The 23631-nt window shown below is 36.5% G+C and carries 14 protein-coding genes and 1 pseudogene; 1 reads left to right on the top strand and 14 read right to left on the bottom strand.

Features of this window, described 5'->3' with window-relative positions:
- Positions 1-1611: 1611 nt before the first annotated feature.
- The 12 genes from fxsT to AB4Z45_RS32035 all read right to left on the bottom strand — a co-directional run bounded on the left by fxsT (position 1612) and on the right by AB4Z45_RS32035 (position 19547).
- On the bottom strand, positions 1612-4449 hold the full coding sequence (gene fxsT / locus AB4Z45_RS31980) for an FxSxx-COOH system tetratricopeptide repeat protein (protein WP_441913612.1): 2838 nt from the start codon (positions 4447-4449) through the stop codon (positions 1612-1614).
- Positions 4450-4838: 389 nt separating this feature from the next.
- Positions 4839-5990 carry a YaaC family protein gene (locus tag AB4Z45_RS31985; protein WP_441913614.1) on the bottom strand — a complete coding sequence of 384 codons (1152 nt, stop codon included), beginning with the start codon at positions 5988-5990 and terminating at the stop codon, positions 4839-4841.
- A gap of 99 nt (positions 5991-6089) precedes the next feature.
- Positions 6090-7817 carry a UvrD-helicase domain-containing protein gene (locus AB4Z45_RS31990; protein WP_441913616.1) on the bottom strand — a complete coding sequence of 576 codons (1728 nt, stop codon included), beginning with the start codon at positions 7815-7817 and terminating at the stop codon, positions 6090-6092.
- Positions 7810-9603, bottom strand: coding sequence for an ATP-dependent nuclease (locus AB4Z45_RS31995; protein WP_441913618.1), 1794 nt, complete (start codon positions 9601-9603; stop codon positions 7810-7812). The genes AB4Z45_RS31990 and AB4Z45_RS31995 overlap by 8 nt, the downstream gene beginning before the upstream one ends.
- A gap of 85 nt (positions 9604-9688) precedes the next feature.
- Positions 9689-10615, bottom strand: coding sequence for an AlbA family DNA-binding domain-containing protein (locus AB4Z45_RS32000; RefSeq protein WP_441913620.1), 927 nt, complete (start codon positions 10613-10615; stop codon positions 9689-9691).
- Between the two features lie 525 nt (positions 10616-11140).
- On the bottom strand, positions 11141-13009 hold the full coding sequence (locus AB4Z45_RS32005; RefSeq protein WP_441913622.1) for a TnsD family Tn7-like transposition protein: 1869 nt from the start codon (positions 13007-13009) through the stop codon (positions 11141-11143).
- 33 nt (positions 13010-13042) lie between these two features.
- Entirely contained in the window at positions 13043-14752 is a 1710-nt protein-coding gene (locus tag AB4Z45_RS32010) for a TnsD family Tn7-like transposition protein (RefSeq protein ID WP_441913624.1), read from the bottom strand.
- 57 nt (positions 14753-14809) lie between these two features.
- The gene (locus tag AB4Z45_RS32015) at positions 14810-16561 is read right to left on the bottom strand and encodes an ATP-binding protein (protein ID WP_441913626.1); all 1752 of its coding nucleotides are present in this window, start codon (positions 16559-16561) and stop codon (positions 14810-14812) included.
- The gene (locus AB4Z45_RS32020) at positions 16554-17729 is read right to left on the bottom strand and encodes a Mu transposase C-terminal domain-containing protein (protein WP_441913628.1); all 1176 of its coding nucleotides are present in this window, start codon (positions 17727-17729) and stop codon (positions 16554-16556) included. The genes AB4Z45_RS32015 and AB4Z45_RS32020 overlap by 8 nt, the downstream gene beginning before the upstream one ends.
- Before the next feature lie 14 nt (positions 17730-17743).
- Positions 17744-18424, bottom strand: a complete 681-nt coding sequence (locus AB4Z45_RS32025; protein WP_441913629.1) for a hypothetical protein — start codon at positions 18422-18424, stop codon at positions 17744-17746.
- Positions 18425-18439: 15 nt separating this feature from the next.
- A complete protein-coding gene (locus tag AB4Z45_RS32030; protein ID WP_441913631.1) occupies positions 18440-18718 on the bottom strand; it encodes a hypothetical protein in 279 nt (92 codons plus the stop codon).
- Complete coding sequence (locus AB4Z45_RS32035; RefSeq protein ID WP_441913633.1) at positions 18699-19547, bottom strand: TnsA endonuclease N-terminal domain-containing protein; 849 nt, start codon at positions 19545-19547, stop codon at positions 18699-18701. Before AB4Z45_RS32035 ends, AB4Z45_RS32030 begins: the two co-directional genes overlap by 20 nt.
- Before the next feature lie 546 nt (positions 19548-20093).
- On the opposite strand from AB4Z45_RS32035, the gene AB4Z45_RS32040 reads away from it, so the two are divergent.
- Entirely contained in the window at positions 20094-21425 is a 1332-nt protein-coding gene (locus AB4Z45_RS32040) for a hypothetical protein (RefSeq protein ID WP_441913635.1), read from the top strand.
- Between the two features lie 62 nt (positions 21426-21487).
- On the opposite strand, the pseudogene AB4Z45_RS32045 reads toward AB4Z45_RS32040, so the two are convergent.
- Together AB4Z45_RS32045 and AB4Z45_RS32050 are read right to left on the bottom strand one after the other, a co-directional pair.
- Positions 21488-21884, bottom strand: a pseudogene (locus tag AB4Z45_RS32045) (group II intron maturase-specific domain-containing protein); the annotation flags it as partial.
- A 600-nt stretch (positions 21885-22484) separates the two neighbouring features.
- A complete protein-coding gene (locus tag AB4Z45_RS32050; protein WP_441913637.1) occupies positions 22485-23261 on the bottom strand; it encodes a CPBP family intramembrane glutamic endopeptidase in 777 nt (258 codons plus the stop codon).
- Positions 23262-23631: the final 370 nt, after the last annotated feature.

Genomic DNA, 23631 nt, shown 5'->3' on the forward strand with positions numbered 1-23631 from the left:
TTTTCGCACTTCAGGGTTCCCCAGAAGGATTCTATGGGACTGTTATCGATGCATCTCCCTACGCGAGACATGCTATGGGTTATTTTTTTCCCAAATAACTTTTTGAACCGTAGAGAAGTGTATTGAAAGCCTCGGTCACTATGCAACATGGGCTTTCTATTCATGTAGCCAAAAAGATGAGTTAGAAACAATTCTACATCAAGGCTGCTTGACTCTGATGAGAGACACATGTATTCCTTTCGAGTAACTTCTTCTGTAATCCAATTAGGCTTGTCGTAATATGGATCAGTAATAACAGCCTTTGTATAAGGTATCATCGAGCCCCTTTTCTAATTAAGTCATACAGGAATTTCAGTTAATATCATATTTACAAACTTTGTAAATAACACCTTATGTAGAGTATTCGCGAAAGCCTCAAGCTCTCCTCCCTCTATGGAGTATCATTTTCCTCTTAAATACGCTTGTTTCCTTAGGTTTTGAACATTTTTCTTTCGTACGAGACAAATAATAAATGGAATAAGGTTGTAGAAGATGCAGAATATGTGGCGGAGATAGTGGTTGAACTTCTTCTTTATGAAATGAATAAAATCCCGATGACCCAATAAAGCATCATCGGGACTGATTACGCTAGATAAACATAGCATTATTCGCATGATATGATGAGCTACTATTTATACCGTTTTTGTTTAATCTCAATAATCTCTATAATTTCATCTTGATCATCGGTATTAAGTTTTCTAAAAACAGAATTCAATTTATTTTCTTTCTCACTAAGAATGATGCTATATGTATCTTGGGCTGATCCAATAATTAACCATTGTAGACCAACCTTTAAATTATTATGGATAGCAATAAGTGTGTCCATAGAAGGCTTGTACTTGTCTTGTTCTAGTTCACTAAGCGTTCCTTGTTACACACCGATTATATTGGAAAATTCAATTTGGTTTAATTGATTGGTCTTTCTTATTCCCTTAATTCTCTCCCCTAATGTTGTCATTCCATCACCTACCTTTCGTTCTTATCAAAATCATCAAGATTTCTAAAAACCTCAATTAGCCTTTTTTCGAACTCGCCTTCATATGTTGTTCCATTTTCTGCAGCAACAGTGTTTAATAACCAATTTAAGTTCACGTTGTATTGTGCTCGAATGGATATTTATGTTTCCTCAAATGGATTACTATTTTCCATTTCTATTTCACTCAGACTCCCTTAAGAATCCCCTTTGCGGATACATTTGATTCTAAAGCCAATGTCGCTCAATTATTCCACCACCATTCATTACATTTTAAATCTATGTAGATTAAAAAAGGAGCCCTTCATCTTCCCCAGGCTCCCTTCTTGATGTTCAATCATCTTGCATTTCGGTTCACGACATCTTTTACTGGTTCACAACATTGTTTACTGGTTCAAGAAATCTTTTACTGGTTCAAGACTTCTTTATCAGCAGACACTACTCTTGTCAGATGATAAAAAAGTCGGGAACCAGTTTTATTGATTTTACTGGGTTTCCCACGGCACATGATAAAGCGGAAAAAAAGAAAGTCGTGAACCACTAAAAATTACCATGTGAAGAAAGTTGAGAACCAACAAAAGATTGTTGGATACTAGAGCTTACCTGTAACTTCTCCTAGGCTTATTTTTTAAGTTCAATAAGTTTAAAATTAATGAACGCGATAAATATATTTCCTTTGTTTGTGGATCATCTTTTCTATCCGTGTTTAATAGCATTATATAGCTATTATTTATTTGTTCGTATGCGTCTTGTATTTTTTCAAGTTTTAGTAGTGCACCTCCATATTCGAACATAACGAAAGCCTTACGATAATCATCTCCAGAAAAAGCTTCGCTAAGAATATTTAACGCTTCTTCATAGTATTGTAAAGAAACTTCAGGTTGACCCATTTTCACTAATGTTCCACCGTAGTTACTTAGACGTGTAGCTAAATTTGGATTTAATTCTTGACTATGTTCCGCTATCATTCTTTCAATTTTAATTGTGATCTCATGTTGAACTTTTGCTTCTGGATATCTCCCCATTTTCGCTAAACATTCAGCAATATTATTTCTAGTTACAGCAGTATGGGAATTATCTGATTGATATAGTAAATGCTCAATTTCTAATGCCTCGTCAAATTGTGTTAATGCTTTTTCAAAATCTCCCTCACCGTTCATTATTTGTACTGCGGAATTGTTAAGAGTAACCGCTCTTTTGGCATCAATTCCAGACGTCATTAACAAAGCTGATTCAATATAGTCTTTGGCATCATCAACTTCATTTAAGTTATAGCTAGTGACAAATAATGCATTTAAAATACTTGAAATCCATTTTGTACTTGACGACCTTGATTCACAATATTCTTTCGCTATTAGTAAGTACTCTTTGGCCGTGGAATAATTTGTATAATGATTAAAATATAAACCTAGGTTTAATAAAATACTAATAACGTTCCCGTTATTTATTGGAGACCCCTTTATATGTTGCATAACATTTATCGCATGAGAAAGTAGCTTTTTACATTCCCCCCAAGATGAATAGTTATATTGATCGAAACTAAGATCTTTTGCTACAACATGTACTGATAATTTTAAAACTTCTTCTTCTTTATCACCCATTTGATTTCGAATGACTTCCTGAACAAGCCGATGAAGTGAAGCGTGACGTTCTTCGACGTTAAAGTTTACTAGTGAATATTTACTCAAAACTTCAATTGCTTGGTCTTTTTCTAAAATATCTTTCGAATTATCATTATTAATATCGTAAAACCAAGCATAAGGAATTTGGTCAGCTCCCAAATACGCAAACATATTTAACCACTCTGTTGCAATATTAGATTCTTGTTTAATTGATTCAATTGAAATTGTCCACGTAGTCAATATAGTGGAATGATATGAATTAGGAATACCCTCAAGAGCTAATAAATTCATCTTTTTCATATCATATAACTCGTGGTATTCTTTAAATGTTTTATGTTTTTTCTTTATATAGGCACCTGCATGTTCTAAAGCAAGAGGTAAATATCCTAGTTCAAACGCTAATTTTGCTGCAAAAGGTTCTTGCTGTGAATCAGTACAGTTAGTACGTTGCATTAAGAATTTAATAGATTCAGAACGATTAAATTCTGATAATACAATAGGTTCATGTGGCCAGTCTTGTTTCCGTGAAGTAATAAGGATATGCCCTTCTTGTGGATTGGGAAAATATTTCTCAATATCATTAATATCATTTGCATTGTCAAAGATCAAAAGCCACTTTTCACGTTTAGATAGCCATTCTTTAACGAAATCAATACTATCAACTTCAGAACCTGTATTGTTATTTAACTTTAACGCCAATTGCAAAAGACCAGCTCTAATAGTCTCCTCTTGTTCAGAATCAATCCACCATATTAAGTCATAGTCTTTACGATACTTATAGGCATAATGAACTACTAGTTGAGTTTTACCAATTCCACCAAGTCCCGCTATAGTTTGCGTTACTGCAGTTAGTTGATCACTTAGAAGGATTTCTCTTAAGGAAATTACTATATCATCACGTTCTATAAAATAAGGGTTAGGTCGATGGGGAACATTCCATATTAATGGATTAATTATACCTTGACTACCTTGACTAAGCTTTTTTTCCACAGCCTCCAGTCGAGATTCGTGTAGAGCAACATTTGACCTTAAAGAATCTATAGATTGTAAAATTGACTTCTCAATATCAGTAATCTGAAAATCACTTAAAACCTCTGTGAGACTATCTTTGGTGATGCTCTTTATTCCCTTACGAGTTAGTAATCGAAAAATATAACAAAACAGACTTTCGTAAAGTCGGTTTCCCTCTTCAAAATTTAGAATATGTCTTTGTTCAACTAGTTTTTGCTCAATTATCTCCTTTATATCTGCTGGGTCAGGATTATGTAAACCCCACTCAAAACTGCATATGTAGTTATATATATCGTTATCCGATGCTCCACTTAAAAACGATCTCCAATTCTTCCATGTATCATTATTAAAATTTTTAGGACGAGTCATTGCCAAAAGAAACTGACGAATGTTTTTTATAGCATTAGTTTGTTGTTCATTGCTTAACTTTTTTTGTCTAATATTATTCCAAACTACGATTGCTTTTTCATTCATATTCCAAGGGCTATTTTCTTTTCCATTTTCCGCATTTGTTATGAATCTAAAATTCAATTTCAGATTAGGATTTAAGTTCCGGTGTTCGTGAAATGAAGCCATTGCTTCATTTGCCTCTTTTGAACGTAAAGTAAGCTTTTTCTGCCTAACTTTGATTTGCTCTAACGACCTAACTTGCCCTTCTACAATATCTATGTCTTCACCACGTTCAAGCTCTAACATTTCATTAGGTTCTAGATCCAACCATCTCATGATAGTGATATCTACTTGATAGACAAATCCTCTTATTGTCGCCCATGCATCTCTATCTCGTAATGTACTTAAATCCAATATGCATCAGACCTTTCGGTTTATTTTCAAGTAAACTTACTTCTGTTATAGCGCAAAATTTGAAATAAAACTGTACCTTCTAGAGTAGGCTACTCATAGTATCAGTTTCTCAAAATGCCAGAAAATTAATCGATACTCCACGTATGCCAGAAATCCCGCACCTTAACCATCAAAGGCCTGCAACGAATTTCACATGAGCCAACGCTGAGTTAATCCGGTATGGACTGATGAAGCCTTAGCTTCACTTCCAAGTGTTACTGTTTAGAGCTACAACATCACCCAGACTCTCGATATCAATCGTAGACATATTTTCTCTTCGCTTTCGCCTGACATGTAATAATTGTTGATACCTAGCGCCTCCAAATCACAAAAGAAATCAATATCTGTTTTTAAGTTCTAAATCCAGTAACTCGGAAGTCATCTCCCGTTATTTCCGAAGAAATCATATCGATAAATTGATAAACTGATTTAGTAATAAATTCTGAGATTAACCATCCCGAAGAGTTAGATAGGTGCTTATCTAACGTATTAGGATCGTATCTAGACATTTCACTAAGTCTATGCATTGCAGCAAATGTAAGAGTTAACGTTCCCTTGTCTATCAGACCATTCAACAAATTACTTCTTTTAATGTACCAAAGTTTATTTGGACTAAAAATATACCTAAGATTCTTTCTGTTATTAAGATAATAGCGCTTAAAATTATCAATACTTGAAACAGTAGGTATATTTCTAGAAACTTCCCATTTGAATGTTTTGTTTCTTCTGATAACGTAGTACTCATTGGTATTATAATAATTATCAATACTAAAACCTGTTATTTTAGTTAAAGTTGATTTGTTTGAGTATTGAGGTTCTAGCATTGCTTCTAGCCAGCCTTCCTTGCGATCTTTATCAAATACAAACCTAATATCTTCAACAGGAATGAAAAGTTCTGGTTGATTAGAATAGGTCATATTGTATGCTCGATGTATATACTCTAAATTATATAGGATATCTTTTAATGTATAGTTTTCCTTTGGAGTTTGAATAGTCTCCTTAAGGTAATTACAAAGACCAGATAAAACACCACGAGGATAAATAGATACTTTTTCATTCTGAATATTTATTCGGCCAGATAGTCTTTCACCTGATACACCATGATGCAAATCGTAGTTTACTCTACGATACGTCAGTAACGCCTTTGTAGCATTTAAGAAACAATAATAAGATGTCAGTGGCTTAGAAAGCATATCTAAGCTTTGAGTTGCTTTATAGAAATTCTCGGCTTGGTACCAGTAATTCAAGGCTTCCTTATCTTTTTTTTCATTTTTCTCCTTTAAGAACAACTCAACATAATGCCATGTTGAATCGGTTAATACTGTCTTATTTGTAAAATCAGGATTGATAATTGCTTTTCTAATTGTAATTTCAATATTGCCTTTTTTTATAGGAGGTCTTGCATTTTTAATTTTAATTTTTTCTTTTAAATCTCGTAATTCGGATTGGTTTTTTGTAATGCCTTCTCTTAACCTTGCGATAGTTTTTCTATCAATTGTCATTTTACAATCCCTCTTTGTCTAAAATCGTCTTGTAACTGTAGCCAATAATTTTTCAATTTAGTCAACTTTCGTTAAGTTTTAGATTACGACAGTATGCTCTCAATTTAAAAGTCTACTTTCCCAAACAAATTTGCTCTGTTCATTATGAACAGCTATTACAAGCAACCTTTTCGGCCTTGTCATTCCAACATATGCAATTCTTAGCTCCTCATCATCAAATGTTTTTAATCCTTGAGATAACATTGTTCTATACAATCGTCCTTGCCCCCCCTTCTCTTTCAAAATAAGAAGGACAGCATCAAAAGTTTCACCTTTAACCGTATGAACGGTACCAATTCTATATGCCAAATCATGTTTAATTGTAGAAGATCCAAACAGTTCATCAAAAGAACTTTCAGAACTAATTTCATTGATAGCTAGTTGTAAAGAAATATGGTTAGCTCTCAGTACAGTATTGGCTTGTAGAACCCAAGACTTTATTTCTCCTGTCGGTTCTGGTAAGAGCCTAATAATATTAAGAATCTCTTTTCTATGATTAATAAGCCCTCTGGTAGAAACCCAATTTGCAAGATCATTTTCAGAACAGTAATTTCTATAATTAATAGCTTTAAACACAGCCTTTTCGATTAGTCGGAAGGCTTCTAAACTGTACCCTTTAAATTCCATATACTTACCTTTTGCTAAATCTTTAACGAAATATTTCCCTACCACCCAAGGTTCAACAGCCCGATCAGGTTGACTAATAATTAAGTTATGTATAGACTTACTTCTAAATAATACAGCTACATTCTCTTGATTGACTTCAATTTGATGTTTTTGGCATAATTGCAGAAAGTAATTGATCGTTGCCTGAATATTCCCCTGATCATAACAAATTATCTCAGGAGTATGATCGTAGTCTTTTATTATTTCCGTAACCGCTAACGGTGGATTATCAAATGTCGTAAGTCGAGAAGTTGTATTACATATCATTTGAGAACTCCTCCTGTTTTCGTTCAAAATTATAGAGTTCTCTCTCCAGTTGTTAAATTTATCTGTAAATAGATTTGGCCTTGCATCATTCCATTCAAATATAGCTTGATCTGGATCTCCTACAAGCATGATATGTTCAAGTCCATTATTTAATAAGAGATCAATTATTGCCATCTGGATTTCAGAGGTATCCTGTGCTTCATCTATAATTAATTCAGGAAATCTAAGTGCAATAGAACGAGCAATATTAGGATATTTCTCTAAAATTTTTAGAGAGAAATAATTTGCATCCGCTTGAGTAGCGCATCCCAATTTCCAATACTTTTCTTTTACTTCACGAATTCTTTTAACGTGCCCATTTTCTGACCCATCTTTATTGTTTTTCCAACTAAAATGAAACCTAGTTTTATCAGCAGTTGTTGGTATAGTACCATCACTAATATTGTAGCTCGCACAATCAAAGTATTGGGCATAGTCATGCTGATAATTACCACCAGACCATGTGCCATGTGGTTCCCCAACAAGTATTGGTCTCTTATTGCAGCCCATTACTAAATGACCAAATGGAAGAAATACATACTTATTTATAAAACTATCTATTGTTCCTAGAAAATGTGGAGAGCTTACCATGACACCTAAATTCTCTTCAATCTTTTTTCGAACTTCATTCCAGGCTACGTTAGTAAAGGATAATACTGCTATTCCTCTATTAGGTAAGTCCCAGTTGCTTATCCTATGAACTAATTTGGCTGCTACCGTATAAGTTTTTCCACTGCCCGGACAAGCCCTTACAACAAACGCACCTGATTTATCAAACACTATTGAACGTTGAATTGGGGATAAACTATCAAACATTGAGGTCACCCTTAATAACCCAACTAATGGAACGCTTTATATATTCCGGAACTATAAACTTCTCTCTAGCTACCCCATCGGATTCTAGACGCAGAGCGAGACGATGAGCCAATTCTGATTTTGCTTTATTACTCTCTACCTTCCCTAGGAAGTTCTGAGCATATTGAGCAATATTACTACCTCGAGATATTCTTGAGGCAGATACAGGGTGTATCTCGCTATAAATATTCATTAATAACTCTCTGTTGTATTCGGCGGCTATAAACAATTCGTATTCAAACGTGATGTTTGAAGTTTCAACATGAAGGAATCCACCTTTTAGCGCTAACGCATTAAGCGCTCTGGATGAGATCTCTTCCGTAGCTTGATCCCTATCATCATCCGTAATTATTACACTTCTAATATTTAATCTTTTATTCTCCTCACCTGAATTGAACAAATTTCCGAAATGCTCGAAGGCTACCCCATTAACGATAACAATCTCCACTCCCATTTTGTCTAAATCGTATTCTCCTCCTAATATTGCTGAAAACCTCTGCATTAAAAGTGCCTCAGATATTCCTTCGACAAATATGACACCGTTAGAAAAGAATAACTGTGATTTCGTAACGTCAAGAAACTTTCCGAGATACTTTCTATTAATATCAGTAAGCCCAGAATTCAACAATGAATAGGCAAATACACGGTTATTCTGGCATTGGACAACAATTAATGAATCTAAATTTGCTTTGGCAGTTATAGTCGGAGAGTGTGATGTAATAAATATTTGAAAACCAATACTATCCAGCTTATTTAGATAATTAAAAAATATATTTTGAAGCTGCGGATGTAAATGTGCCTCTGGTTCTTCAATCAGTAATGCGATATACGCCTCTGGTTCTAACTGTTTGCGATTTTTTAAATCACCTAAAATTGTAGCCATGTATAAAAGATTGTTATAACCCAAACCATTTTGTTGAATATCAAAATACTTTTGCTTGCTGATATCACCCCCCAATAGATCCCGGTCAAATACAGGAAGCAAAACCCTTAAATTATCAACGATTTTTCTAAACTCGAAAGGCAAGAAATCAATCTCGACTGACTGCTTTTTATTGCTTATCGATGTCTCATCAAGATGCTCATTGATTTTCTCCTTTCCCGCTTCAATAATATTATTCCACTCTGTATCACCAGTCAGTGTACTTCTGAGTCTTTGTGTTAACTCATCTCTCTTTACATCTGTTATAGGGTTACCCAGTATATCCTCACGGAGGTGAGAATATAATTCACCTAACCTATTTCCACGGACCGGTCTTAGATTCTGTGAAGCGTCTCTAAGGGCATCAAGGTAAACGAAAAGCAACAAAGCTAATACATCAGACGTAATTTGCTGTCCCTCGTTATCTCCTCCCCAAACACTAAATCTTATTTTTTCAATCCCGTTTCTATCCTCTAAATAATATTTATAATGAATTTGAAGGCTTTGTTGAATTCCATTTTCGCTCTGTGACAGTAAATCAATAAAAACGCCACTTTCAATAGAATTCTCTATTTCAAAGGTTAAGTGAAACTCTATCGGTTGAATTGTTGTCTCGGGGTTATTCCGATCAATATAAAAATCGCTTTGTTTTACATACAAATCTCTCACTTGTTTACCAAAATTCAAACAGATTCTAAGCGCATCAATTATCGCAGACTTGCCGGCATTATTCTCCCCTACTAATATATTTAGCCCTTTATGAAAATCTATATTTAGATCATTAATATTTCTGAATTTTTTTATAATTAGATTCTTTAAGAACATGTCTAATCCCCCTAAATTCTTTTTAAACCCTATTTCGTTGTCCGCAATTTAACTCGCGGCAAATGAAATCATTATTTAATTAGATTTAATTGTGAGTTCTAAATCTATGCTTAATCCCCTTTTCTTGCTTCACCTTCCATAAAAAATCTCCATTCACAAACACTCTACCATCTGGTAAATAAACCGAATATTCTTCACCTCTTGCATCCCAGAAAACTAACTCGAATTTATAATCCTGTTCTCCAATTCCATACTCATCAATACCTAATTGCAACGGTTGTGAAGAACTAAAACCAACAAGTAATCGTCCAACAACCTCTCTTCTTGGAACTAAGCCGATTTGAAAATCAGCTCCAACATATTTATCAATCCCATATACCCGATGACTAGTTAGTTCTTCTCCATTATTATTATCTAATATAGTTAAAACACCACCCACAAGTGTCACTTGATAATCGGTTGAATTTGACAATAGAACTTCGATTGAGGCACATCCCTCATAATCATGCACAGCATGAAGAGTACTTTCTAATATCCTCACTTCTATTCGACCTTGATTACGGTACATGTAATCATAATCACCACGCTTAGCAATTGCGTTCAAACTACCTTTGCGAATCAAACACAATCCTTCGTTAAGCCTTTCGTATTTCCGTTTTAGCATATAAGGTTTACTGTCATTACTATAAATTTTGAAAATCCCAAGTAAAGACCCCTCATATTCATATTTAAAATAATCAAACTGAATATCAGGCTCAACGTTATTTAGTACTACTTGAGTATAATTGGATGAATCAACAAACTCCTCTGGTTTGATCCCTTTTATTTCTCTACCTTCCGGACGGTCTTTAACGCCAATAATAATATATTTATCACCAACATGACGTGAATTGGCCATTGCCATAATGTCTGCAATTAAATCAATATGCTTTTCTTTCGAATACTGTTTCTCTTTAAAATCTAGATATTCACTTTCAAAACCATGCTGAATTAGCTCAACAATCCTATTCATGCATTGGTCCTCCTTTTAGCCTAGTACCTGAAGTTATAATCTTTTAATTAGTTCGACAAAATACCGTTAAATCCCTACTATTTTCCCATGATAATACAAAAATTGTGTTTTTTATTCATTCGCATACAGAAAGCCACAAACGATTAATCGTTTGTGGCTCCGTAACAATCTCAGAAGATACTAAAAAAAGCCCAATTCCTTAGGCTTTCTCCCCGACTCTAGTTTGATAATATTAAATTATTTTGAGGCTCATTTAGGTATCATATTTACTTCTTTCTCATTTACGTAACTTCTCAGCGCGCTCCAAACGCCTTGAGGGAAATCATATTATTCTTTATAGCTCCAGTATCTGTTTGCAGCCTTCTAAGCATGGCATGAGGATCTCCCTCCCTATCTACAATCACAACTGTTTTATGATTAACATTAATTGAGTTAGCATTTTTCTGGGCATTCATTACATCTTCATTTCCAGTGAGTTACTTAAACGCGTTCATCATCCTCTTTAAAATAAGAGCTTTTTCTTAACTATATATTTTGAATTTCTCTCAGTCTTTTTGAGAATAATTCCTTTGTCTCATCATTAATCCCTCTATATGACCTTCGATAAGATAAAATCGTATCAATTGTTACTTCCTCATAACCATAATGAGTCCTTAGCTGTCTCACAAGAGCGGGCAAGTGACGAAACTGATATTGCTCCTTAGTTTCGGCGACTACCTGCAGCATCTTCTGTGTTTTTGGTAATTGCGAACTTTCTTTTATTCGCCCACTTTCGATATCCGTGAGTGCTTGTAAGATAGAATAAATACTAACCCTTCTATTAAGATTAGATTCTTTCAGTTTTTGAGCAACATCTCTAACTCGTTTTGAAAGAGCTTCATCTATTCCATTCCAATCTAATCTAACAGACAACTTAGAGATTGGAAGACGTTCTTCTAACCAAGCAGCATCATTTTTCTTCAACCAAGTATAAGCAGTTCGAGACTTGGTACATATTTGATATCTGCTTAGTCCTGGATTTTCCTTAATCACTGCCTCTAACTTAGTTCGATATGATTCTCTCTTATATCTTTGTTTCTTTACAACCCGAGCCCCCTCTTTATGATCATTCTTCTTATGAGAATCCGATAAACTTTGAGCTACTACTTTCACCGTATAAATTGAACAAAACATACGTTCAGCGATTTCTTTGACCGATAGACAATCACTAAATAAAAGTGTTACGATTCTCTTCCTCTTAGATTCACTCAAAAATACATGTCTAGTTCCTTCTATTTCATTTTTTGCCCAACTCCAGTATTTTATGTATTCGGACTCACAAGTTTCACAATAGAACTTTCCAGTTACTCCTCGGTAATTATTATCGTAGCGCTTACATCTCTTTATGACCATTTTATTATAATCAGGACAAAATTTATTATTGCAAGGCCATGGCCCAAAGCCGAATGGGATTTCTGTCGAATAAGGAATTGATTTGTTAAGAAAATTATCTAATGACTCACTAAGAAATTGTATTAGCATGAGTATCAAAGGCAAATTAATAATAAGTGAATTTCCCCAAAAAACTCTCTCTAATGTATTTCGTTGAATAATATGTTCTGAGGTCAACCCTATACTTGTCAATTCGTCATGCGAAAAGTTCCGCAGAAAGTCTTGCACTAAATTACTTCGCCGAATCTTCCCATCCGATGAAATATAGCCGTTCGCAACAAGATTTTCTAGAAATCTTTGCTGAATCATACCCGAAGTTAATTTATTGTGGAACGTATAAAGTGTCATAAGGTCCCGATAAAGTCGAAATTGTACGTGGTCTTTGATGAGAAGCTCACTATATTTAAATGGATGTCCATACTTACATACTCCATCTAGCACTGAAAGTCCGAGCTTCACCCCACATTCATTACAATGCGTAATTAACTTGACACTATGTTTTCTACAAATATGGATAAACGTAAATTGATGCTCTCGATGAATATAAGCGGTGCCGTATTGATTAATATCTTCCGAGATACAGCACCCACAATATTTGATATCCACTTCAATATTTCTACTAAATTTGTTTCCAGCCAGCTTGCCTACATTACTCTCATTATTTTTCCCACCGGTTTTTATCTCCTTTAAGATATCTATTTGTTGTTTTCCCGATAGAAAAGGAAGAAACCACGGCAATAACGTATGTTTTCTAATAATATCTTCTATAGAGAGACTGCATTGCGACGGGAGCTTTTGAAATAATAAATCTAATCCCCTTGGGAAAGTAGTAATCCCAGTCCTAACACCAAACAATTCAATGCTAGTGTTTTCAATTTCCTTATTTTTTGCATATAGGTGATAGCGGTATAAGATGCTCCGAAAATCTTCATCTGGCAATGGGGTTGGAAAGAATCCCAACATAGCTGCACTTCATACTCCTTCCTCATATAAAACTTAACTAGTTAGTTCATTGAATTTATCCTGAACTGACTTCCTTAACGGATTATTTAGACCAGCTAACTTCAACAATTTCCATCCTACCGTTAATTCTGATTCTTTTAGCTTATCAGCTGCCCAAATTAATCTACGGATTTGGAAGTCTTCAGTGAGTTCAACAGCAGCATTAATTAACTCTTTTGTTTTTGGAAGCTTCTCCAAGCTTTCTTTCAGAATTTTGAATGACAACTCACTCACTGTAATGTACCTAGCAATTGAAGAAACAGTAATTCGCATTGGATCATCCAATGTTCTTATTAATTGAATGACTTTACCTACTTCTACAGATAGAATCTCATCTCTTTGACCCCAGTTAACTCTCATTGCCGAATAATCCTGCGTTCGATGCCGTATTTCCTTCTTTAGAATGACTGGAGCTCTTCCGATCAACTTTTTCTTTTCAGTAGGCTTTTGAAATAGTTCTGATTGCTTCTTAACGGTATTCGGGTCTACCCCCAATATTCCTGCTTTTGCTCGAAGTGATTGGCTGCTGCTATTAAGAACTTTCAGCTTTTCGTACCAAATCGATCCAAACGATTTAATCCTTCCTACTTTGTATTTATCATCAAGACATTTATCCGGTCCTCTTCGTGAATAAACGAAGCCACATGAACACACGAATGTCCCGACAGGTAGGCTGGTTTTTGAGCACCGAGTAATGACGCACTTTTCAATAACATACGTTTTATAATGATCAGCAACCTTGTTTAAACACGGCCATGGTCCTTCACCAAAAGGGTGTATTTGCTTAGAAGACGACACCATCTCAATTGATTGACCTAAGAACCGACCTAGTAATATGTGCCTTAACGGCTGCGTAATTTCTACATTGCCCCTGACAAGCTTATGAAGCCATGTATCGTTTCCTGTGGGATCAATATCACAATGAAGGTAATTAAGCAGCTCATCTGTAAAAAATTCTCGAAAATCACGAATCAGCTTATCGATCCTGATCCTATTCCCAATCGTTTGATATCCCTTTTCATGAAATGAGATTTTGTAGGTAGGGATATTTTGTTTAGAAGATGAATTCAGAATTTGCGCTGACTGCTCAGCGATTAATTGAAGATGTTCTTCCCAAGCTGGGTCTGTTTTGATATTCCGATACTGCTCCTCACCTATTTGAGAAATAGGGATAAAAGCAAATTTGTGATCACGAGTGGAATAAATAATATTACTTTTTAATAACGGTACTTTATGAATTTCACACAATACAACACCCGGGAGTTGGTGAGATCGGTGCCAATAAGGCTCACACTTCACACTCTCTTCTTTAAAACAGACTGGGCAATATTTAATATGAGTTGGAGACTTAATACGTCCAGCAAGGAGACCTAAGCTTGCATGGACTACTCCTGTAAAGGTCCCCTGCGTCATCAATGACTTTACCTGAGTACACTTGTCATTATTCAAATAGTAAGAGTAATAAGGGAATAATGTATGGTTTTGGACTAACTGATCCACGGAATACCTATTGTGAAGCCGACGTGCTAGTCCTTCGAGATGACTCGGCAGATCGACCGTAGCACAAACCAATCGGTCACCGAACAAATCTTCAATAGTTTGTCTCTGAGTTCTGTTACCGGAATTAAGATGATACCTGGCGATACCACTATATAGTAATTCATCTTCAAATAGCGTAGGGAAATGTGCTAGCAATAGAATCATCCTTTCTTTCGATCCTATAGCTAGTTTTCCCTTTGTGAGCTTATTCTAGTACAGAGATTAGATGATTAATCTAGAGATATCTTCATTTGATGGAATGCTTCCCATCTCAACTAATTTATCGTATATTGCATCGCTCCCCTTATCGGTTTTATTTACAGCGTTCCGAAGATCATCTTCTTCAAGGACAACAGGATCATTCCGTTTCCTCTTCGCTTTTGGCTTAGGTTCCCTTTTATCGATTATAGTAATTTGAGGAGCCATAACATCTTCTGCCGTGGCGCTTAAAGTAACCATTCCTACTACCTGTTTCCGTAAATCAACCAAATCCATCTCTACTTCATTGGTTTGTAGTATTCGCTGTGCTATCTCTTCAGATACTGCCGATGAAGCTCCAAAATCCATAGCCGTTTTAACCAACTCAATGTATTTCTGTTGATCTTGGTCGACTTTGTCATCTCGAATAATTTTAGATCTGATCTCACCATGCATATTAACCTTCTCAGTCGATTTTTTGAGGTACTCATCAAGCACATTCCACTCCGGATAAAGGTCATCAACTAACGCAAGAAGTTCAGGGTCGTTTCGTCTTAAAATTTTTAGTAGCGGTTGTACTAACTGCATATGCTGTTTGGCTACAGACTTTAAAAGTGCAACGGTAATCTTCTCATCTTTAGACTCGTCCGCCTCCATAGCCTCCCATTGAGCAAGCATATACAGTTTAACTGCTATATCAACAATGCCTTGTGAGAGCTCATACATCGCTTTCTTTATTGGCTCTGTCAACGGCGAATACTTAGCTGTCCATTGATACTTCCATAAACCCTCTAAGAAATATCCCCATTCTTCACCTTCAGTCAACCGATCCATGATTAAATCACCTTGGCCAGTGCTTCTTCTAGCCTGACTAAAAGACCCTGATAAAAGCCGCATCGCTTTAAACGTGCCGATCAATATCACAGGTACACCGATCGTATTTATCAACTGTGTAAAATAGTTGAGCATTTTTTCAGCGCCTCCGCTTTTCATAAAACTTAAATTCTGTATTTCATCGATCACCAAAACTCCGAGCCCATGAAGTGTTGCGAGATGTGCCATAATCGGAATGAGAATATCAACGGAAGACCTTTTTGTAGCGAACTTCCGAAAATAATTTGTTTCCAGATGCGAATCCATCGCTTGTAGAAAATTAAAACATAGACCTTTCAGTGAGCCATCAAAGGGGCAATTTAGTTTAAGCCATACAAGTTGCTTCCGGATAAACGGTTGATCTTTATAGGTGCCGTGATGAATCACCTGAGGATATAACAATAATGAACTTTCGATTGCCGTTGTCTTACCTTGGCCGCTAACACCGAGAATAGCAAACCCTGCTGCAGTTGACCTTATTCCTGCTAAATTCATTCCATTCACGTCCACCCCAGAATCAAGAATATCTTTAAATCCAATATGGAATTGACGAACCGATTCTGGTGAAAAAGGATTTCTAGCCTTATAACCATGTCGGATAAGTCTTGATAATCTCTGTTCTACGAGAAGATGAACTGGTAACGGCTCTACATAGTCCGAAATCTGCTGTACTAGATGTAATCTTATTTGTTTCCGCAAATTACGCTGCTCTCCGTTATACTCCGGATACTTTGCAATACTCGATATGACCTGTTTGTCTTCAAATATAGGAGGCAATGCTTCTATAAAAGGGTTATCTTTATAACCAGCAATATACTGAGTCATGTATTCCGCTTCTACTTGTCGACCTACCAGACTGGGGGAATACTGATACATTGATTCCTGTAAAATCTTTTTAACCATGATTTTTATCCCCCTTAGATTTCACACTTGATAATAAGCCCAATTTCGATTTTGGCCGATAAGATTCGATTTGCGTTACATTATCTTCATATTCCTCAGTGCACTCCGTTGACTTATCTAATTCAAAAGATTGGATTTTCCGGATCCTGTCACGTTCTTCCGCTCTATTTCCCTGAATACCTGATTTACGCTCAGTTTTGGTTAAAGAAGTATCTCTTTCTTCACTCATTCGCTTCGCAGCTTTTTCGGCAATACCTTCAAGTTTTGCATTCAATGCTACTTCGTCTTGAAGTTCAGTGGAGCGATATATGCTTCGAATCAATTTATCTTGGTATCGCATTTCTTTACTCTCTTCCAAAGATAAGTCACGATATCTAGAAGACTTGTCTAACAAGAAACACTTTATAAAACCCTTACCGTTATCCGTTTTAACATAGACCTGATTCATGCATCTCCTGTCATAGGCGATGACAGTCTTAATCGATTTCCCTTTTACAAACCATCCTTGTCGGATAAGTTCTTCACAGCCAAAATACATACCCTCAAAATATATTCCTTCTCGACTTGCTGTTACTGTCGTCTCAGGCAGTACATTCAATCGTACAATATCGGGGTGAATTTCCTTGAGGAAGTGGTTGTGCGTCACCCCCCAGACCCAAAGTTCGCGAGCTACAGGTCTAACTTTATCTAAAACTAACGCCTTGTCTAGGGGATAATGTTCCATGTAATGGGAGTTGTTCCGATAGAGAATCATTTCGATAATCATTGCCGTAAAATCTTTAAGCGTCAGCTTGGCATCCAAAACGTAGTCCGGTCCTCCCCGTTTGATATATTCCTTTTTGACTGCCCCCGGCATCCAGGGTTGTAGCGTTAAATTTAAAGTTCTAAATTGCTGTTCAATGATTCCTTTCAAATCAGCACGAAATGGTGGTGCATTTTTCAGTTTGATTCCTAGTGCCTTACCTAAAGAATCTGCATTCTTACTTTCCATTTCTCCTCGGTCCGCATAAAAATTTTCTGGCATATGGTGACAAGGCCATTCTTCTGGTTGAATTGGTATATCATACTGGGCACAGAACTCGACTTTATTTTCTACTATGTTCTCAATGGCCATCATAATACCTTGCCAAGAAGGGCCTTCTAAACCCACATAAAATCCAACAATCATATGGGTCCACACATCTACAACATATAAACAACCGGCCTTCCAATAATCTGATTTGGATCAATTGAACTAACTAAATAAACATCTGCGACTGTTGCGTCTACTTCGAATATCTGACCTGGGCCCGTTGCTTTTCTAGTTTCTGATCCCAACAATGGCCTAAAATCTCGATTGAAGGTTACCTCACCTTCTCGAGCAACCAGCCTTTTATGTCTGGGAAAGTGTGTGCGAATATGATAACGTAACTGTGCGATACTCGGAACCTTATACTCAGGCGGTATTATTGGAATTTCGACCTTATTTCTGATTTCCATATCGATGGCAAAATATTGTTTTAACATTTGGATATATGTAAACTTTACTGAATCACGCCGATCAACCTTCAAGTAAATATCCCTGATGGCTTTATCGAATATTTTGCGAATCCCTGCGTTAACTACAACCCCCTCCATCTCCGGATTAACTGACTTTTTTGTCTCTCTTGGCCGTCCCATCTTTTTTGTTGGATTTTTCTTCTCTCCAGGTTTCCCGCATTTCCGAAACCGAGGAAGCAACGCATTTACCATCTTACCTCCGGTCCAATAATAGCGAAGATATTTATAGAAGAGGTTTTTACCTTTGCCAGTTTCACTGCACGCCTTATTAATCATCTGATATCTTTCCGTTGGTTCAAATATATTAGGTTCAAACTCAACCATTTCACTTATAAGGCCTCAAGCATGGTCCCTAACCTGAATCTCTTTCGGAGTTAGCTTCTCATCAGGTACCATAAATTGCGAATACGGGTCAGCTTCACGCTTTATTAAAGTCCCACTTCCAATTTCCAACTGCATTGCGGAAAGACTCTTTAGTTGAGGAAGCCCTTTCTTATCAATGATCGATATCGTGACAACAAGATCCTTACGATGGTTCATCCATAGAACTCTTTCACAATCAACTAATTTGGCTTCATCGTCTCGTCTATCAAAAAGATTATTTACGAACAATTCCATGAACTTCTCCTCCATTTTGATACTGGTTGTAGATAACTTTTAGTGGCAGCAAGGTCGGAAGAATCCTTTTACTCATATCGACGACCCATAGCCGGTTTGCTAATAAATGTTTCACGATAAACATACAAGTCCCCGCTTTTAATCCTTCCTTGCAGTCCAACTCTAAGGTTTTTTTTGCAAGTGGCTTGTCCTGTTTTTTGATAGCTTTGAAAAGGACTGGTTCGAGTAGTTCGATTAAATCCGTTGTAACCCCATATCCGTCCAAGTATTTCGCCGAATGCAACCATTCAACATTTTTAACGAGCTCATAATTAGTTTGATGTTCGGTGATGAGCGCCCATTCAATATTGATATCTTTAAAGAATACTTTTTCAATCTCCAACTTTTCCAAGACCCGTTTATTCAATTTAGATTTTGGTTTTATGGAGTGAGCGATGAACCGTAAGTCATTATCAGCGCGAACGGTCAGCAGCATGTCGGTTGTCATAACGATGGGATACTTTGTTTTGGGGTCTACTGGGTGTTTTATTTTAAGCTTGTCAGCAATAAATAGCGTTTTTTCTAGAGGCAGCAGTGGATACTGCTCCCGAATATCACAGCATTTAGATGCCCACTCCATCTGGTAATGACGTGCCAGCTCAAATTGCTCTGAAAAATAATGGTGTAGGCGATTGCTCTTCCACCCCATTATTCGAGTAACAACTCCTTGTGACGGAACGTCATGTACGGTGAGCCACGGCTTATACTCAGCAAAGTGCCCTTTTCCCCTGCCCTCCTTAATCCTCCTCTCAATAACAGTCTGAGTAGTAATTCGTTTACGTTTGCTCATCAATCCTCCAACTTTCCTTTTAATTTTCTCACTGCCTTAAGATGCTGAATCCTGGTAAAGTATTCTTCTACTTCCAAACAGGATATTTTCATTCGAATTAACATTTCAGCAACATATGGCTCTTCATTAGTACCCATGGGCATAATCAATATCTTTGATAAATCTGTAGGGGTGTATGCAATCTCAATATTCCTATCACCATTTACCATTGCTAGTTCATACCAACGCTCAATAATTGCCCGACTGCATGAGTAATATAAATTTAAAAAGCTGATACCTCGAGGTGTGATCCTTGCTTTTCCGATTATGTAACAAGTCACGCAATCACCTTTTCTTCGGTTTATCCTTCATTTCCATAGTTGTTTCCAATATTTTAATTTGATATAACTTAAAATATCGATATTCCAATATTTTTCGCAATCATTACCAGCTTCTAGTATTCTTGTATTTGAAGTGCTAGTAGTAGTATAAAGAAAGGATAGGTTGAGGAGTGGCGCAACATTCCTCAGTTTTGGCGCAAATCGATTCTTGATAGGGGAATGGTAAATGGAGACTAACTTAAATACATATGAAACAGATACTTCCGCCTGGCGAGAAGAGTTTGAAAAAGCATATGTGGAGTGGGTAGATTTAGAGCTCATTAATACATTACTGGAAAGCATTGATTGTTCTGTTCGTTTTTTATGCGATGCCATTAATGACACAACCAGGTGGCCATCCAAAATAAATAAGACCCTAAGGACAGTTAGCTATCCGAGGGTCAGGGATGCAGCAGATTTTTTAGGCATACCTCCATGGTTACTTTTCAATCACAAAGAAAAGAACACCAAAATCAAGGATCTCTTTGCAAGGATCAACTCTGTTCTTAAACCTATTGATTTACCGTATTTCAGTGAGTATGAGAGTCTTTACGATGACTTCTATTATGAGTTGTCTAAAAGGGTGAACACCGAAAATGATTATGACGAATTAGTTGGAATGCTGGAATCCCTATTAGGATATAAGCATTATTATGAAGTGGTTTCCGGAAACTGGAAATCCGTGTTTAGTTATTTCAATGATATTCATCGCGATTTCTCGGGAGGAGCAAGGTTTTTCTATAGAGAGCCTGATGCCGTACTTAGAGGAACATTGCGACTTAATTTCACTACAAGCCCCCGAAATAAAAGGGTACTTATGAAGGCGGGATGGCTGTCTATAGAGACAGACCTAACGAATTCAAGGCATTCTTCAGCAGTCAACAAGCTACTTTCCACCATATTAACGGACATGGAATGGATTTTTGACCAACAACCCTGGATATTCGAAACTGAAGTTGAAGGTAAACAAATAAAACTGCTATCTTGGCACAATTTGAGGACTTCAAACGATCATTTTGAAAAGGTTACTGGCCTCGTAAATCGTAAATTACCGGAAGCTAATTTTTCGATGAACATTGGAAAAAGACATGCTATGTCATCATCGTTATTTCCACATAACGATCCATTTGACGAATTCATTCAAATTATTAAATCCGATGTGAAGTATACCGGAAGGCAGCAGAAAACACGAAAAACAAACACACTTAAGCTGCTGTATGAGAAAGGCATTATAAAGAACGGGGACCAGATTACATTACTACCAACGAATAAAATCATGAGTCTTCCACAAAACGAAAGAATGTCAAAGGCGACGATTATTATCGAGAATAACAAGCCAGCTGTAAGATGGAAATACGACAATAAAGTATATTCAATTTCAAGACTAACAGAAATTATTTTTGTTGAGATTGCACAACAGGTTCAACTACTGAAACATCATCTAAATGGAACGAAGTACTGGAGTTTAAGTGGGGATGAAAAATCATTGTTCTTATTGGCTAGAGATTTAATCGAGTAGGAAGGGGCGGCTAGCCCCCCGACCTCTCACACCACCGTACGTACCATTCGGTATATGGCGGTTCATGTCAAATTCCGCAATAGTTTGTACCCGTCCATCAGGATTCTTAGTCCCATTGTTGACCAGTATTGGTTGCTCAATGTTCGTTGAAGGATTGGACTACAAGCAACACGCCAGTATTTCTTCCTCAAATTACCCCACTCATAAGCCTTCTGCTTCGGAACTCCAAAATGAGACCAGCTTCTTTACTTTCGTCCTCGGTCGTTTCCATTGTTTCCAGACACATATTCGAAGCCTTCTTCTTGTCCATTCGTACAGCTCTTGGAATAGTCTTGGTGTATCCACTAAGGCATAATATCCACACCAACCAATAAGGTATTGATTAAGTTCCTCCACTCTCTCCCCGATGGGAATTGGTTTACTCAGTGAAGTAATGGTTTTAATCTTCGCTTTTACGCGCGCCTTCGGCAGTATGGGCTTTGGTTTGTTAAGCAACCTCATCCAACGTAAGTTAGCCTTATATGAAGCTCGTGTTCCTCAGACCTGAGATTTGCCGCCAGCTTCCTTCAGATTTCACCTCACGGTGAACACCCTTGCCCTATGCTATGGTTACTACTGTCTTCACTATTCGGGACTTGAACCCTAGAGATAGTGCCCATGCTGGGCGCACTTAACGAAGAGACCAGCCAGTAACATGGCAGTTTCTAAAGAATGTGATAGTCTATCGATTATTTAATTAACTATTTCTGAGAGAATTATCCATATCTTCAGGTACTGTTTCCCATGGTAATACTAAAAAAATTATTGCTACCATTGGTCTCTTTACTATGACGGTTATTTGGATATTTCAAACAAGTTATAAATCAAAATTGCTACCTCCGCCCTCGTTATCTTTTGCTGCCACCTTAATAACTAAGTTTTAATCAAACATAGTTGTGTCGTTTGATTATTAATTAAGCAGACTTGTGTCTCACAAAAAACGACATAAATCTGCTTAATTATCATCTAAAGAAAACAGTTTTTGCTCATTTTATTTAATTAATTTTGTATCCGTGCACATCAGAGCGGTGGTTTATCTTGTTTCCTAAATACTACCTTGAGCATGTAGTACACATACACCGAAAACGAAATGAGATATACAATTGCTTGTCCATAACCATCCCAATGAGCCGTGAAAGAGAGTAAATCAAAAAAGAAGTGGGAAATAATTAAAGGATATATACTTTTATATTTCAGTAAAAAGATAAAGCTTGGAATTGCTGATATTGCAATTGGCAAACCGGCAGTTATTTTATGATTAATACCGTGAGCATAGCCGAAAGCAAGCGATGCAATTAAAATTGCTATAATCACTTTTGTTCTTGTTGAAAAATTAGGCAAACAAGATATGACGCCGAGCAATATCAACACTTTGTAGAATTCCTCTCCTACGGCTATAAAAGGTAGTAAAGTGAGTTCCTTTAAGTAAATGTCTAGGGGGGTTGTTATATTACTGATTCCTTGAGGGTCAGTAACTTGGAAAAAGAATGCCCCGATCTGTACAATGATGAATCCAAAAAGGGCTTCAACAAACAACAATGCAAAAGAGACTTTAAGCGTTGCTTTGGTTGAGTTTCCTGGCTTAGAAAAGTATTTACTAATGTCTTTATACCCCATCAGCACACAAACTAGGATTAGGGATAAATAGAATAGTAAATTGTCTATATACCGGTTATCAACGAAATTTGTTTTTATCAGTACAATTAAAAGTGGTAATAGCGCAAGATATATAAAGGCGCGCCTTTCGGTTTGAATCAACTCCCAATTCGCAGTCCATTTTTTAATAGTCTCCCCCATTTTTCCTTTCCCCCTTAAGCTTGTTCCATTTTCCAATATATGTACCAACCGTAGCAATATATACAACACCGATATAAAAAAACCTACCGGTTCGTTGTCTAAATGTTTATTCTTTCGCAAACTCACCTATCGATCCGATAATACTAGTTATGAATTTTCTATCATAGACAAAAAGGAGCAGCTGCCGCGGCAAACTGCTCCTCATTGTTAAACTAAAGTTACCCGTTAACATTCCTGTAGGTGTTAGTAGATTCAATTTGCAGAAAAACAAACGCCTCGCTAGGATGAGTATGTACTGGGTTGCAGCCCTCAGAACTCACCTTAGGAGGCGTTATTATGAAGTCTAGACTAACTAAAGCTCAGAATCAAC

The sequence above is a fragment of the Paenibacillus sp. MCAF9 genome (assembly GCF_052114265.1).
Taxonomy (GTDB): Bacteria; Bacillota; Bacilli; order Paenibacillales; family Paenibacillaceae; genus Pristimantibacillus.